The organism is Micromonospora fiedleri (assembly GCF_016774385.1).
GTDB lineage: Bacteria > Actinomycetota > Actinomycetes > Mycobacteriales > Micromonosporaceae > Micromonospora > Micromonospora gifhornensis.
On sequence record NZ_JAETXL010000006.1, the window covers coordinates 600611 to 615150 of the forward strand.

11 protein-coding genes and 1 pseudogene are annotated in these 14540 nt (G+C 68.8%); 5 read left to right on the top strand and 7 right to left on the bottom strand.

Going from position 1 to position 14540, the window contains the following annotated elements; genetic code table 11:
* Window positions 1-9 precede the first annotated feature (9 nt).
* Window positions 10-528 (top strand): hypothetical protein, encoded by a 519-nt coding sequence (locus JMF97_RS19715; RefSeq protein ID WP_203222865.1) that lies wholly within the window; start codon window positions 10-12, stop codon window positions 526-528.
* A gap of 40 nt (window positions 529-568) precedes the next feature.
* Here the strand turns inward: JMF97_RS19715 and JMF97_RS19720 are convergent, their stop codons facing one another.
* Entirely contained in the window at window positions 569-1984 is a 1416-nt protein-coding gene (locus JMF97_RS19720) for a S8 family peptidase (RefSeq protein ID WP_203222866.1), read from the bottom strand.
* A 148-nt stretch (window positions 1985-2132) separates the two neighbouring features.
* Here JMF97_RS19720 and JMF97_RS19725 point away from each other — a divergent pair, with 148 nt between their 5' ends.
* Entirely contained in the window at window positions 2133-4793 is a 2661-nt protein-coding gene (locus JMF97_RS19725; RefSeq protein WP_203222867.1) for a CHAT domain-containing protein, read from the top strand.
* A 54-nt stretch (window positions 4794-4847) separates the two neighbouring features.
* Here JMF97_RS19725 and JMF97_RS19730 read toward each other — a convergent pair whose 3' ends face one another.
* Window positions 4848-6494: a DUF6345 domain-containing protein gene (locus JMF97_RS19730; protein ID WP_203222868.1), complete on the bottom strand. Its 1647-nt coding sequence runs from the start codon at window positions 6492-6494 to the stop codon at window positions 4848-4850.
* 304 nt (window positions 6495-6798) lie between these two features.
* On the opposite strand from JMF97_RS19730, the gene JMF97_RS19735 reads away from it, so the two are divergent.
* Both JMF97_RS19735 and JMF97_RS19740 read left to right on the top strand, forming a co-directional pair.
* Window positions 6799-7587, top strand: a complete 789-nt coding sequence (locus JMF97_RS19735; protein WP_307816999.1) for a metallophosphoesterase — start codon at window positions 6799-6801, stop codon at window positions 7585-7587.
* Between the two features lie 217 nt (window positions 7588-7804).
* A complete protein-coding gene (locus tag JMF97_RS19740) occupies window positions 7805-8728 on the top strand; it encodes a hypothetical protein (protein WP_203222870.1) in 924 nt (307 codons plus the stop codon).
* 94 nt (window positions 8729-8822) lie between these two features.
* Here JMF97_RS19740 and JMF97_RS19745 read toward each other — a convergent pair whose 3' ends face one another.
* The 3 genes from JMF97_RS19745 to JMF97_RS19755 all read right to left on the bottom strand — a co-directional run bounded on the left by JMF97_RS19745 (window position 8823) and on the right by JMF97_RS19755 (window position 10873).
* Window positions 8823-9482: an acVLRF1 family peptidyl-tRNA hydrolase gene (locus JMF97_RS19745; protein ID WP_203222871.1), complete on the bottom strand. Its 660-nt coding sequence runs from the start codon at window positions 9480-9482 to the stop codon at window positions 8823-8825.
* A 201-nt stretch (window positions 9483-9683) separates the two neighbouring features.
* Entirely contained in the window at window positions 9684-10265 is a 582-nt protein-coding gene (locus JMF97_RS19750; protein WP_203222872.1) for a hypothetical protein, read from the bottom strand.
* A complete protein-coding gene (locus tag JMF97_RS19755) occupies window positions 10256-10873 on the bottom strand; it encodes a M14 family zinc carboxypeptidase (protein ID WP_203222873.1) in 618 nt (205 codons plus the stop codon). The genes JMF97_RS19750 and JMF97_RS19755 overlap by 10 nt, the downstream gene beginning before the upstream one ends.
* A gap of 665 nt (window positions 10874-11538) precedes the next feature.
* On the opposite strand from JMF97_RS19755, the gene JMF97_RS19760 reads away from it, so the two are divergent.
* A complete protein-coding gene (locus tag JMF97_RS19760) occupies window positions 11539-12123 on the top strand; it encodes a hypothetical protein (protein WP_203222874.1) in 585 nt (194 codons plus the stop codon).
* Window positions 12124-12169: 46 nt separating this feature from the next.
* Here JMF97_RS19760 and JMF97_RS19765 read toward each other — a convergent pair whose 3' ends face one another.
* Window positions 12170-12664 carry an HAD domain-containing protein gene (locus JMF97_RS19765; RefSeq protein WP_203222875.1) on the bottom strand — a complete coding sequence of 165 codons (495 nt, stop codon included), beginning with the start codon at window positions 12662-12664 and terminating at the stop codon, window positions 12170-12172.
* A 1679-nt stretch (window positions 12665-14343) separates the two neighbouring features.
* Window positions 14344-14540, bottom strand: a pseudogene (locus JMF97_RS31405) (type I-E CRISPR-associated endoribonuclease Cas2e); the annotation flags it as partial.

A 14540-nucleotide genomic window follows, 5' to 3' on the forward strand; every position in this document is an offset into this window, starting at 1 on the left:
GGAGGAATCGTGGACGACGAGCACACGGGGCCGCAGATGCCGGCGCCGGGGGCGGACGATCGGCTGCTGGCCCCCCTCGGCGAGCTGATCCGGGCGGCGGACCCACCGCCGGCCATGGCGGTGGAACTGGCCAAGCAGAGCTTCGGTCTGCGCCGGGTCGACACCGAGTTGGCGGCGCTGGTGGCCGACTCGGCGTTGGACCCGGTCGGGTCCGCAATACGCGCCGGCGAGCAGGGCACCCTCCCCCGGCTGCTCACCTTCGAGGTCGAGGGCCCGGACGACACCCCGCAGGCGGTCGAGGTGGAGGTCAGCGGCTCCGGCCCATACCGGCGGCTACTCGGCCAGCTGCATCCGCCGGGGGCGGCCCGGATCGAGGTACGGCAGCCCGGGGGTGACGCCGCCGCTGCGGTGGACGCCGACGACCAGGGCCGCTTCGTCGTGGCGGAGGTCGCTGTCGGGCTGATGCGGCTGACCTGGCATCGCCCCGGACGGGGCGCGATCGCCACGGCCTGGGTGAGACTGGACTGACGGTGCCGGCCGGCGTGACGCCGACCGGCAGCCGTGGTCCTCAGAGCGGGGTGCCCGGCAGCACCCGCAGGATCCGCCCGTAGTCGGGGAGGGTGTGCGCTCCGGCCAGCAACGCGTCCAGCGCGTCCCGGGGAGTCAGTTTGGGGTCGTTCAGGCAGGCCCTGGCGACCAGGCCGCTGATCTGCGGGGCGGAGAACGACGTGCCGCTCCAGAGGGCCCAGGAGTTCGCCGGGAACGTGTAGTCGGCCACCGCCGGGTCCGGCACCGGCGGCAGGGTGCCGGTCACGAACGTGGCGACCACGCCGACGCCGATGCAGGAGCAGTCGACCCAGTCGCCGTGGCTGGAGAACGGGGCCGGTTGCAGGTCCGCGGTCAGCGCACCGACCGCGACCACACCGTCGAAGGCCGCCGGATACATCGGATCCTTGCTGCCGTTGTTCCCGGCGCTCGCCACGATCAGGACCTCCGGGAACCGGTCCACGACCGTCCGCACCGCGCTCTGCAGGGCCAGTGGCGGCACACCGTCGACCGCGGGTGTACCGATCGAGGCGTTGATGATCAGCCGTACGCCGTCGGCGGTGGCCTCGTGCACGGCGCGCAACATCGCCTCGGCGGCGTCCTTGTCGGTGCCCAGCCCGTCGCTGCGGGTGAACCGGTACGCCCGCACCTCACAGCGGGGCGCCACCCGCTGCACGACGCCGGCGGCGAAGCTGCCGTGCCCGGCGGACCAGTCGAGTCGGCCGTCCCCCGCGCGGCCGTTGACGACCGGCAGTACGTCGAGGAGTTCGGTGTTGTCCGACCGTCGGACGATGCTGTCCAGCCAACTGTCGGTCCGGTCCTCCGGGGTGATGCCGGTGTCGATGACCGCCACCCGTACCGCCGCAGCGCCCGGTTTGCCGGCAGCTGCGGTCTGCGGGAAGTCGCCGAGGGCGGCGGTGGCGAACGGATAGTCGTCGCCCTTGATGATGTGCCCGAGCGGTACGACCAGGTGCGGCGCGGCGGTGATGCCCAGCTTCGTCAACTGGCCGACGTCACCGGCCAACTCCTGTGGGGTCTTGCGACCTTCGAACACCCTGGTGGGCCGCTCCGGCGACCAGCCGCGCTGCCACGGCCGGTAGCCCAACCGGCGCAGCACTCGTTGCGGGTCGGATTCCGGTCGGCTCGCTTCGAAGTCGACCACCAGCTGACCCCGCGCGACGAGGACGTAGGTCCGTCGTCCGGCCAGGTCGGTCACCGGGTACCTGTCGAACGGCAGGGCGAACTGCCGCGGCGCCCGCTCCTGCCGCTCCCGCATCTGGTCGATGATCTCGCTGGTGCGCCCGCGTCTCGGGTCGACGATCATCACCTGTAGTTGCCGGCGGACGTGGGTGGCGTCGATCTTCAGCTGCTTCCCGGAGCGGTGCTCCGGGAACTCGTCCGGGGCCGATGCCGAAGGGTGCCTGGGCTTGATGGTCACAGTGACGCTCCTATTGAGGATCGTGGTGGTTCCCGGTGCGGTGACGGCAATCAGATTCGGTCACGGCTCGCGGTACCACCAGCAATAACCCGACGCTGGGTACGGATAGACTGCGGACATTGACGTACGGCGACGAGCGGTCCCCACGATGACCGCTGATCTTTGCGCGGATCTCGTGGCAGAGGCCGATGCCGCGTACTCCAGAGTCGTCCTCGACCCCGCGAGATACACCGCGACGGCGAGGGAAATCGTCGACCTCGCCCGCCGGGCGGGCAACGACGAGGCGCTGATCGTGGCTCTGCGGGCGCTGGCCTGGACCCGCCACGCGGTACTGGACAACGAGACGGCCAAGCGTCTGCTGGATTCCGCGGCCCGGCTGGCCACCCGCCGTGGCCTGCACCGTCGCCTCGGGGAGGTGCTCCTCACCCGCTCGGTGGCGCTGCAGGAACTCGGCCGGTATCCCGCGGCAACCCGGGATCTGCGGCGGGCGGCGGGCCTGGTATCCCCGCAGCAACGTCCCGAACTGCTCATGCAGCTCGCCATCCTGGACCACAACGCCGGTCGGGTGCGCTCGGCCGCGCGTCAGTACCGGGTGGTGCTCGCCGAGCCCGCCTGCCCGCCGGTGATCTGGGTAAAGGCGGCCAACAACCTGTCGTACGCGCAGACCCAGCTCGGTCGTCCGCAGGCGGCGCTGGCCTACCTGGACCGGGCCGCCTCGCTGGCGAGCGAACTGGGACCGATGCTGTCGGCGGTCATCGAGAACAGTCGGGCCTGGTCCAGCTTCCATGCCGGCAGGTTCACCGAGAGTCTGCGCCGGTTCGCCGAGGCCGGCCGGCTCTACACCGCGGCCGGGCTGCCGCTCGGCGAACACTACCTGGACTACACCGACGCGCTGGCCGAACTGCGTCTGCTGGACGAGGCCGCCGCGGTCGCCCGGCTGGCCGCCACCGACCTCGACCGGCACGGTGCCCGGCTGATGGCCGCGGAGGCCCGGCTGCGCTGTGCCCGGCTGGCGCTGGCGTTGGGCGACATCGACACGGCCCGCGCCGACGCGACAAGCGCCGTGCATGACTTCCGGCGGCAACGCCGCACCGCTTGGGCGGCGTGGGCCGCCGTCACCGCCGTGGAGGCGGACGCCGTCGCGGACGGTTTCACCACCATCGCGGTACGCCGGCTCGGTCACGCGGCGGCCACCCTGCATCGACTCGGTCTGCGGGCCAACGCGGTGGAGGCGCATCTGGTGGCCGGACGGGCGGCGTTGGCCACGGACGACCAGCCGCGAGCGAGACGCCACCTGGCAGCGGCCGGTGCCCTGGCGGACGGGCAGCCGCTGCTGGTGCGGCTACGCGGACGGTTGGCGCTGGCCCTGCTGGCCGACACCACCGCTCGACCCCGCACGACATCGGCGTACGGCCAAGGAGCGGCGCCCGACGCGGGTGCCGTGGTGCGGCACTGCGCGGCCGGACTGGCCGACCTCGCCCGCCACCGGGCGGCGCTGCCCTCGGTGGAACTGCGTGTGCTGGCCGCCGGGCACGGCGTGGAACTCGGCGACCTCGGTCTGCGTCACCTGCTGCGCACCGCTCCCCCGAGCCGGGTGCTGCACTGGCTGGAACGCACCCGAGCCGCTGCCCTGCTGACCGTGCAACCCACTGCCCACGACGACCTCGACGACCTCGTGATCGCGCTGCGTACGGTCGAGCAGGAACTGCGGGCGGCGCGGCGCGAACGTGGCCCACTGCCGCGCACTCTACTGGCCCGCCAGGCCGCGTTGGAGGCGCAGATCCGGCGGCGATCGTGGGGCCGCGAAGGGAAGACGACGCGGTCGGCCGAGATCGTGGCCGCGGGCCAACTCCGTGACCTGCTCGACGGCGGGTGGCTCGCCGAGTTCGCGACGGTGAACGACACGATCGTCGCGGTCCTCGTCGGCCCGCACCGGACCCGCCGGATCCAGCTCGGCGCACTGTCCACGGTGGAACGGGAGACCGCCGCGCTGCACTTCGCGCTGCGGCGACTGCTGCGCGGCGGCCGCTACACCGACCAGGCGCGCTCGGCCGCCCGGACCTGCCTGGACACCCTCGCCGAGTTGCTCATCGCGCCACTCGGGGTGCCGCCGGGGGCACCGCTGGTCGTGGTGCCGCCCGCGAAGCTGCTGCGGGTGCCCTGGTCCCCGCTGCACCCGGGACCGGTGTGCGGCGCACCGTCGGCCACCATGTGGGCGCGGAGCCGACGGGCGGCCGAGTCCCGGCCGGCGGGACAGCGGGTCGCGCTGGTGGCCGGACCCAACCTGGACGGTGCGGTGGCCGAGGTGCAGGCCCTCGAAGCCCGTCACCCCCGGGCGACGACGCTGCTGCCACCGCAGAGCACCGTCGAGGCCGTCGTCGCCGCCCTCCGGCAGGCCGACCTCGCGCACCTGGCCTGCCACGGCCACCTGCGCTCGGACAGCCCGCTGTTCTCGGCACTCGAACTCAGCGACGGCCCGCTCACCGTGTACGAGTTGCACAGCCGGGCCGTCGCCCCGCACCGGGTGGTGCTGGCCGCCTGCGACTCCGGAGTCGAACGCGACTACGAGGGCGACGAGGTGCTGGGTTTCGTCAGCGCGTTGATGGCCGGCGGTACCGCCGGAGTGATCGCGTCCGGCGTACCGCTGCCGGACGGCGCGTCGCTGGCGTTGATGCCACGGCTGCACGACCGGGTCGTCCGCGGCGAATCGCTGGCCGGCGCGTTGTGGGCCGTGCGGGCGGCCGAGCAGCCGGCTTCCCCCGCCGATTTCGTCACCTGGTGCGGCCTGACCGCCTACGGCGCGGCCTGAAACGACCGCGCCGGGGGCCCGGGCATCGCCCACGGCCCCCGGCGGGTCAGCGACTCAGGAGGTGCCGGAGATGTACCACCAGCCGGTCAACGACGAGGCGGGCACGTCCGGGCCGACGTTGCCCTTGCCCCAGAAGTAGTCGTCGAAGTTGACCAGACCGCCCGGCCCGACCGGACCCATGGTCGCCCACACCACCGACGCGGGCTGGTCGTCGATGGAGGCCTGCGCCCACGCCTTGCGCACCGGCATCGGGTTGTTCCACCAGAGGAACGGCGACCGCAGCATGTAGTTGGCGAACGTACCGCCGTGGCTGGCGCTGTGGTACGACACGGTGTGGAAGCTGTTGAGCTGGTGCAGGCCGTCGAAGGCGCCACCCCAGCGCTGCCACCACCGCTGCCCGCCGGAGTCGTTGGCGAGCACCAGGCAGGTGAACAGGCTCATCCACTCGACGTCGCCGTTACCCCAGCGGGCCTCGGTGTTCGCCAGGAACGTGTCGTCCCTGCTGCTGCACCCGGAGAAGCTGAACCCGGTGGGCGCTCCGTGACCCTGCCAGTAGGTCATGTCGACGTGGTCGGTCCAACTGCTGTCGGTGCCGCCGAACGCCGGGTCCTTGAAGTCCCGCTCCCAGGCGCTGCCGTTCAACCAGCTGAACTCGACCGGGATGCCGCGCGAGCTGAACTGGCCGTTGAACGAGGCGAGGTTGGTGCCGGTCCACGGCAGACCGGAGCACGGGCCGGTGCCCTCGCTGCCCACGTCGACGACGCCGAAGGACTGCACGCCCGGTGCCGCGAACGCCGTCGTCGGCCGCCGCGGCGGCACCGGTACCGGATCGATCTCGGGCAACTCGGCGTCCACCGCCGCCGGAACGAAGATGATCTGCGCCGCCGAACCGTCGGCGTTCACCCCCGAGCAACGGAAGCTCGGCTCGATGCGGTCCACCTTCGCGTCCAGGGCAGGTGCCGGGTAGGCGTAGTCGGCCTGCCGGATCCGTACGGCGCCCTGCATGGCCTTGGCGCACCGCTCCCGACCGGCCTCGGGGTCGAGGACCCGCACCGGCTCGCCCTTCTCCAGCACCCGCGTGCTGTACGACAACTGGGTGACCTCGCCGTCCGGGCCGAAGCCGACCCGGATTTTCGCGCCCGGCCCCTCGTACGGCAGCCCGTCCAGGCTGAACGAGAACGACACGGTGGTGTCCAGCGCCGCCGAAGCCGTCGGCTTGCCCTTGGCGTCGACCATCTCCAGGCTGGTGTGACCGACGGTGGGCCGGGCCTGCTCCGGGTAGAGACCGACACGAGCCAGCGCCTCGCGGGTCAGGCCCAGCGCCTTCTCCGCCTCGATCGGACGCAGCCGAGCCAACGCCGCCTTGTCCAGGACGCTGCCGACCGTCGGGTTGCCGTCCTCGTCCTTACCCGTGTCGCCGACCGAAATCGACGGAATGTGCAGGAACCCCTTCTCGTCGACGAACCGCACACTGCCGTCCGGTGAGTGGGAGAGACGCTTGATGCCGAACGCCTCACCCAACTCGATGGCCTGAGCCTCGCTGATGCCCGTGGCCAGAACCTGGTAGGTGGGCAGTTCGTCGCTCGCGGCGGCGGAGACCGGCGCGCCGGACGCAGCCAGCGTTGCGGCGCCGGTGGTGCCGGCCATGGCCAAGCCGAAGCCGAGCCGCCACCACCGGCCGCGAGAACGTTGATGTGACATGAGAACCTCCCGTACGACGAAGGCGCGCGAACCGCGCCACCACCAAGACGACGGAGGTCGCCACCCGATACAGGGTCGGCATGTCAGCTACCTGACTGGTGCTCTCCTCAACGTAAGACGGCCACCGCGTGATCACCAATGGTTGACAGGGGACAGCCGAGATCGCGCGGTGGCCGCGTGCCACACCCTGCCTGGAGTTGACTACTGGTCATCCCGCAGCGTTGTGCTCGTTCCTGGTGGCCCCGGAGCCCGGTGGCCCGGTCATCGCATTTCCTGCCGTACCGACGACGGTAGAGTCGGTGCGGTGACGGACCCTACCGCACCGCTCTACGTCGCTGCGGACATTCATGGCCACCGGACGGAGTTCGGTCGCGCACTCGTCGAAGCCGGCCTTGTCGACCCGAGCGGTCATTGGTGTGGCGGACACGCTCGATTGTGGCTGCTCGGCGATTATGTCGACCGTGGCCCCGACGGGATCGGTGTCATCGAGGACATCTGGACCCTGACTGCGGAAGCAGCCGCCGTTGGCGGCGAGGTACGTTGCCTACTGGGCAACCATGAGGTGCAGTTGCTCGCCGCCCACCATTTCGGCACAACGCCAGTCGTCGGGCTCGACGAACCGGGTTGCTTCCGCAGTGGTTGGGCCAGATTCGGCGGCTGCGACGATGATCTGCGCCGGTTGACGGACGAACACATCGCGTGGATTTCCGCCCTGCCGGCCGTCGCGGTCGTTGACGACATCCTGCTCGTACACTCCGATACGGTGCGCTACCTGGAGCGCGGATCCGATGTAGAGGCTGTCAATTCTGGTATGCGGACTGCCCTGCAGACGCGGGACGTCAACGTGTGGCTGGAGCTTGCGTACCAGATGAGTGGTCGTGGCGCATTCCGCGGCGACGACTCGGCGGACGTCGAGGCTGCGGTTTCGGCCATGCTCGACCACCTTGGCGGCACGGAGATCGTGCACGGCCACAGCACCCTGACGAAGCACTTCGGAATAGCCCCCGAGGACGTCAAAGGGCCACTGCGGTACGCCGGCGGCCGGGTGTTGGCCATCGACGGCGGCCGCATCATCGTCACCCGGCTACGGTGAGCACCGCCCGTGGTCGGACGACGGCACCCGCCGCCCCACCACGCCGCAGGTCAGTGCCAGGTCCAGACGGCTGAGCGCGCCTACTACTGGCCGTAACCCGGTAGCTCCCCCTCGGGAGTGATCTGGGAGAAGGGAAGACGAGCTGCCGCTCCGGGGCGAGTGCCACTGTGCGCTCGCTCCGGAAGTCACCGTTTCATGTTCTCGGGGGGGCTTGGCCATGTTCGCAAGGTTCCTAAAAGGCTTTGTGCTGACGCCGGTGCTGGCCGGCTCGCTCGTCCTTACCGCCGGCTGCACCTCCGAACCGGGCGACGTCAGCGATGCCCCGACCATTCCCTCGGACCCCGCCGAGCAGCCTTACGACCTGTTCCTGGGCGAGCAGTTGGGAATCGTCGACTACGCCCAGCGCAAGGTGCGCAACCAGTGCCTGGCCGAAGCGGGATATCGACAGAACCTGGAGGTGATGGCGGCCAAGCCGCACAACCCCTTCGGCCACCTCATCGTCACGGCGCGCAGCTTCGGCCCCACGAGCGTGGAGGAGGCAAGGCGGTTGGGCTTCGGGCGGGAGTTCCCGGCGGACCCACCGGCGATCATCAGCACGGATCCGGCCTACGACGCGGCGAGCGAGGCGTGCGACAGGAAGGCGTGGCACCGGATCGGCAAGGACGCGGCCAGGACGTACAGGGAGTACTTCGCCCTCGGGAACAAGCTGGAGGGCCCGTTGCAGGCCGCCCAGGACATCGAGCTTCCGGCGGATCTGACGACAAAGCTCATCGCCTGTCTCGCCGAGCAGGGATACCGCCTCGATGACCCAGGTCAGTTCCTGAAGCGCCCGCTGCCGGAGTTGTTCGGTGTCGAACTTGGCGACTTCTCGCAGGAGGGGGCGCAATGGCAGCCGAACAAGCGGCCGGGGACAGTCGAAGTAGGGCCGACGAGAGGTCCGTTGCGGTACGACCCCAAGCCGGAGGAGTCGAAGCTCGCCGTTGCCTGGTTCACCTGCCGGCAACGGACCGACCTCACTCGCTACCAACTGGACGCTGCGCACAAGGTCGAGGACGAGGTCGTCAAGCAGAACGAGACGTCGTTCGTGGAACTCAACCCGAAGCTTGAGGCACTCGCGCGTACCGCCGCCGAATTGATCTGATCAGCTCGCGCTTTCTCACGGCGTTGTGGTTGCCACACGTTGAAGAACTGGCCGGGAACGCGGCAGGAGGTCGACCTGCTGGACCTGATCTTGGTCACGGCATCAGATGGACGCGGATCCGTCTGGCCGTAACCGCCGCATCCTCCAGGACGGCCAGACGGGGCTCGGCGGATTCGAGCAGGTGTGGATGACGCAGCAGTGCCAGTGGCGACAGACGCCGGTCTGACAGCACCTCGTCGATCATCAACCGGTCACCGCCACAGACCAGGGCACTGATGGCATCGTGCGGATCGGCGACAACACCGGGCGCATGAGGCAGCATGATCCGCGCCGCGATGTCCGCCGCCCGCGACGTGGCAGCCTGCGCCTGGTTGGCGCGGCGACGCGCGTAGCGCTGCTGCGAGGATCCACCGGCCGCGGTGCGACCCTGCACATAGAAACGCTCGACCTTGGAGACGGTGACGGTCCTACCGTCCACGACACCGACGGCCACCGCGCCCTTACGGGCCAGCAGCACGGCGATCCGGGGCGGCCGGGTGACGCACGCCAGCAGCGTGTCGACATCCTTCACATCGGCAAGCCCCGGCGGCGGATACAGCGTGGCGGTATCACCGTTGCTCACACCAGTCACCACCAAGCCCTGCTCGGTGGCGCCGTCGTGGCGGCTGTAGAAACCGTCGAGCCAACCACGAATCCGCTCCGGTGAGATCTCCACCCACCGCCCGCCACCCGCAGCGGGTCGCGCCTTGACCACGTGAACACCACCTGTCGGGAACGGCTGGCCCGCACCCACCATGCTCACATGAAGTCGAGATCACTTCAGTGCATTGATTCACATCCGTACACGCGCTCAACGGCCACCGCCCTTTGCTGGGCGGTGGCCGTTGATTCATGTGGTGATGTCAGGGTCCAGGTGATTGCCGTGGTTCGTTGATTACTGCATCGACTCTGTGGCTCACCAGTACTTGGGCAGATCGTAGAAGTGGTTGCCGTTCAGGTTGTCGACGGACTTGTCCGCCATCCGGTCCGCGATTCCGAAGAGGCCGGCCTGCACGACCTGGGTCAGCATGCCGTTCTGCTTCTGGCCCCACGCGTGCGACTGGCCACGTACCTCGAACAGCACAGTGGCGCTGCCGTTGAGGGCGAAGGCCGACCTGGCCTGGCCGGCGTAGTCCCGGTCGTAGCTGTATCCGTCGGCGACCTGGTAGTGGACGTAACGGCTCACCCCGCCGACGAAGGGCGAGTTGGTTCCCGATCCGTTACCCCCGTGGTCGATCATGCCGAGGGCGGCAGCCAGCGCGTGACGGCGAGAGGCATCCTGGTCGAGCAACGGCCAGTCGGCGTACCGCGGGTTGCCGTCGACCTCCGAGCCGAGCGGCGGGAAGTCCAGCGACACCGTCACGTACTGCTCGGTGTCGTTGTTCTGGTTGCACGGGCCCATGTGGTGCAGGTCGACGTAGGCGTGGACCTTGCCGAACTCGTCCCGGAGGTTGACGTACAGGTCACGCAGCGCCCGGGACTCGTTGGTCAGGTACATGCCGGGGAGGGTTTCGTTCGTCGGCCGGGTCTCGGGGGGGACGGCTCGGCGGTGAGGTCGGCGCTGAAGTCCCGGTTGATGTCGAAGCCCTGTGCGCCGTTGTTGTAGTAGTACGGCGGGTTCGTTCCGGCCAGCTGCGGGAACTTCTGGACCACCTCGCTCCACGGGAAGTCGTTCTGCCGACGGTTCAGCTCCGCACCGTCGGGGTTGAACTTCGGGACAGCGACGATGGTCAAGTTCTCGCGGATCGCCTTGGCCTGCGGACTGCCGCTGGATCCGAGGGTCTTGAGCATCTGCAGCAGGGCCTCGGTGCCGGTCTTCTCGTTGCCGTGAATCTCGCTCGTGATCAGCAGTACGCGGTCACCCGTGCCGACCCGCGCCGCGTAGATGTCCCGACCCCGATTCGACTCTCCGATGACGTCCACGTTGACGCGGCCGTGGCTGGTCGCCTCGATCTGCGCGAGTCGCTTGCCGAGTTCCTCGTAGCTGGTCCAGCCGGAGGTGGCCCGCTCGCCGGGAAGGTTCCTGCAGTCGGCGTTCCCGTTCTCAGCCGACGAGGACGGCGCGAAAAGCGTGACAGCACACAGCGTTGCGACGGTTGTCGACACCAATAGGCGCCTTTTCATCATGGCCTCCTACAGTTGTATAAGTAATGCACTGGAGCCGTTTCTCCGGCAGGGCGGCCGCGCCAATCGGATGCGCAAAAACTAAAGGCGTCAGTGAATTTAAATGCAGCTCGGCGTACGCATTTGAGGAAATCTTGAGCTTCCGGCATCGAGTGCCGGGGCGGCAAAGAGCGCGACGGCCGGCTGCGGTGGCCCGATCCGGGCCGATCTCGTACTTCGTTCGGTCGTCCAGCGCGGTGTCCATGAACGTTTGCCGGGTCGATGACGGGCCGGGCGGGGGACTGACGGCCCTGACTCACCTTTCGGTGGTGACGGAGTGCTGTTATCCGAGGAGGATGCGGTGGCGGAGCCCGACCTCGTCATGGCCCTCCACAGGGGCATGTGCGGGCAGACGTCCCGACGGAGTCAGAAAGCCCCGCGCCAACAAGCGCAACTAATGCTGTCCGGACTACTGCACTGCGGCATCTGCCAGCGACGCATGATCGGCAGCTTCAACAACGACCGCTGCACCTACGCCGCTGAGTACGCCGACGCCAACCGCCCACCCCCGCAGCGTCTACGTCCGAGAGGACCACATCCTCGAACAACTCGACCCATAGCTCACCCGAGCCTTCTCACCCAGCCGACTCACCGCCACCATCCAAGCCATGGCCGACGCGCAACACGACGACATCGACCAGCAGGCGATCAAGGCGGCACGGGAAACGCTCGCCACCTGCGCGCCCCGGCTGGACCGCTACCGCGCCGCCCTCGACAGCGGCACCGACCCCACCATCGTCAGCCGATGGATCGCCGACGTCCAAGCCGAACAGGTCACCGCCGAAGCCACCCTGCGCCGCCTCACCGGACGCCGGACCATGACACCGGACGAGATCCATCACATGGTCAAAGCGCTGGGAGACATGGCCGCGGTCCTCCGTGAGGCGGACCCCGCAGACAAGACACTGATCTACCGCGAACTGGGGCTGACCCTGACCTACCGGCCGACCGCCCGCACCGTATCCGCTCAGGCGAACCCAAGTGGATCATGTACCAAATTGTGTCCGAGGGGCAACACAAACCAAAACCCAACCGGGTCCGACGCTGTCGACGTCGATCCCGTTGGTCTAGCGGCCGATCGTTGGCGGTGTTCCACTCTCGACACCTACGTGGTGGAGGCAGTGTGGAGCGCCGCCTTCTCAGCCTCTATGGAGTTCTGGTCCTGCTCTCCCCTCGTTTGTCTCTGCGCATAGCCTACGTCGAGCCGCAGACGATGTCCATTTGGTCACCCTATAGGGGTTATGCAGCAGGACCGTCCTTCAGCAGCCATTCTGCGATGGCGGAATAGTCCGCGTCGGTGAGGCCACGGAGTCGGTCCACGCGGTACAGGAGCGCGGAAGCACTGTGGTGTGCCGCCACCCAGGTCCGGTCGACATCCGTGATCTCGTCGTCGACCCAGACGAAAGAGCGTCCCGCGGCCCACTCGGCGAGGTGGCGTGTCTTCCAGTGCAGCCGACCGTCGTCGTCATCTTCGTCTAGCCAATCGACGACAGGCAGCTGTGGTAGGCCGAGCCGTGGGGCGAGGACCTCGTTCGCTTCGGCCATCCAGGTCGTGGCCCAGACCAGGTCGCACGGCAACGCGGCCAGGCGGCGACCGTGTTCGGGGTCGAGCCCGGCCAGCAACGGGTTGGCATCATCGTCCATCTGCCGCCCGCCACCGGCGAACGGCAGGAGCGTTCCGTCCACATCAAGGAACAGCAGTGCGCGTCCGGTCACCGTGATCTCCGTTTCCATGTTCAGCGAGGCGGTTGCGGCGCTACCAGGTGACCGTTTCCAGTGGTCCGAAATCTCCGAGGATGATGCGATCCGGGATCTGCTTGATGAAGTTGCCCAAGCATTACGGGACTGACTTCAGGGGCTTGTCGGCGTACCTGGGCGAAGGCCTTGGTCGGGTCGTATAGCTGTCCGGTGGCCAAGCAGTGATGGAGACAGCCAAGTAGCCGGTTGAACAGGTGGCGTAGGGCGGGCCGTTCGGGATTCATTAGGTAACGGGGGCGCTGTCGGCGCACAGCGTCGGCATCCCCGTCCCATGGTTGCCCTCCGTAGATGCGATCGTCGGGCACCCTGTCTACACACCACATCGACCGCTCCGGGACGGCCACCATGTCGCCTCGACGACGAGCCGTTCGACGCTCCCCAGAACCGCTACGCTGGACCCCGACCACCAGCAGGCGACCGGACACGTAACCCCACAGGAAGCAAGAGGATCTTGCAAATGAAGTAAAGAAAATCAGCTCACTTGATCTCTAGAACCACAGGTCAGGAAGTCTGCTCCCCGCGCACGCGGGGGTGATCCCGACCACCGCAGCGCACTCCGCGCCAACCTGGACTGCTCCCCGCGCACGCGGGGGTGATCCCCCGCCACCAACATCATCGTCGCGGACGGGACTCTGCTCCCCGCGCACGCGGGGGTGATCCCCCGCCACCAACATCATCGTCGCGGACGGGACTCTGCTCCCCGCGCACGCGGGGGTGATCCCCCGCAGGTACGGCAGTGATCGGCGTCGTACTGCTGCGCCCCGCGCACGCGGGGGTGATCCGTCCTCAGCGCTGCACTCCGGCAGCGTCTCGGCCTGCTCCCCGCGCACGCGGGGGTGATCCTGGCTAAGTAGGTTCGGCGCAATTCTGACTTAGCTGCTCCCCGCGCACGCGGGGGTGATCCCTTGTCCGGCAGCTCGGCCAGGTGCACGCTGATCTGCTCCCCGCGCACGCGGGGGTGATCCGCAGCTGGGCGTCCCGTACGTGTGGGGCGGAGTCTGCTCCCCGCGCACGCGGGGGTGATCCCCGTCCAGGAACCCCCCGGGAAACCACCCAGGACTGCTCCCCGCGCACGCGGGGGTGATCCCGTCGTCAATGGGGTCATCGCCACCGCCGGCCCCTGCTCCCCGCGCACGCGGGGGTGATCCCGCGGCGCCCATCCTTACCTCCACGCTCCAGGCCTGCTCCCCGCGCACGCGGGGTGATCCCAGGCCGTGGACCCAGGACCCGGCCGACTGTCGGCGCCGCGTGGAACTGGCTATGGCACACATTCTGGGAGTCGCGTTCGTCGGGGTTCGGGTTGGGTGCCCGGGGTGAGGACCATCTCGGCGTTGCTTCCGCAACTGATCGGCCTGCGGCTGGAAGCGGTGGTGGTCCGGGCGTCGGAGTCAGGATTGCGGCGGCGTCGCGGACAGCGCGGGCCTCGTGCGTGGCCTGTGGGACCTGGTCGGGCAGTGTGCATCGTCGCTATATGCGGCGGCTGGCCGACGTCAGGTTGGGCGGCCACGAGGTGCTGCTGGCGTTGACGGTCCGCCAGTTTAACTGCGTCGATAATGGATGCCGGCGACGGACGTTCGTTGAGCAGGTACCCGGGCTCACACGTCGGTATGCCCGTCCCACGGTCCTGGCGGTCGGTGACCTGCAAGCGGTCGAGTTCATCTGGGGCTGTCTTCTTCGCCTGGTTTCGGGATCGCCACCGAGGTGTGGCCGATCTCTGGAGAACGGCGCCCGAAGCGGCGGCGTTTTGATGCCTTGCTCCAGCCATGTGACAGGGCTGGGTTGTAGGTCTTCCGGTCGGTGGGTCGACGGATCAGCGTAATGCCGTCGAGGTCGACAGGCTGCCAGTGGTGGT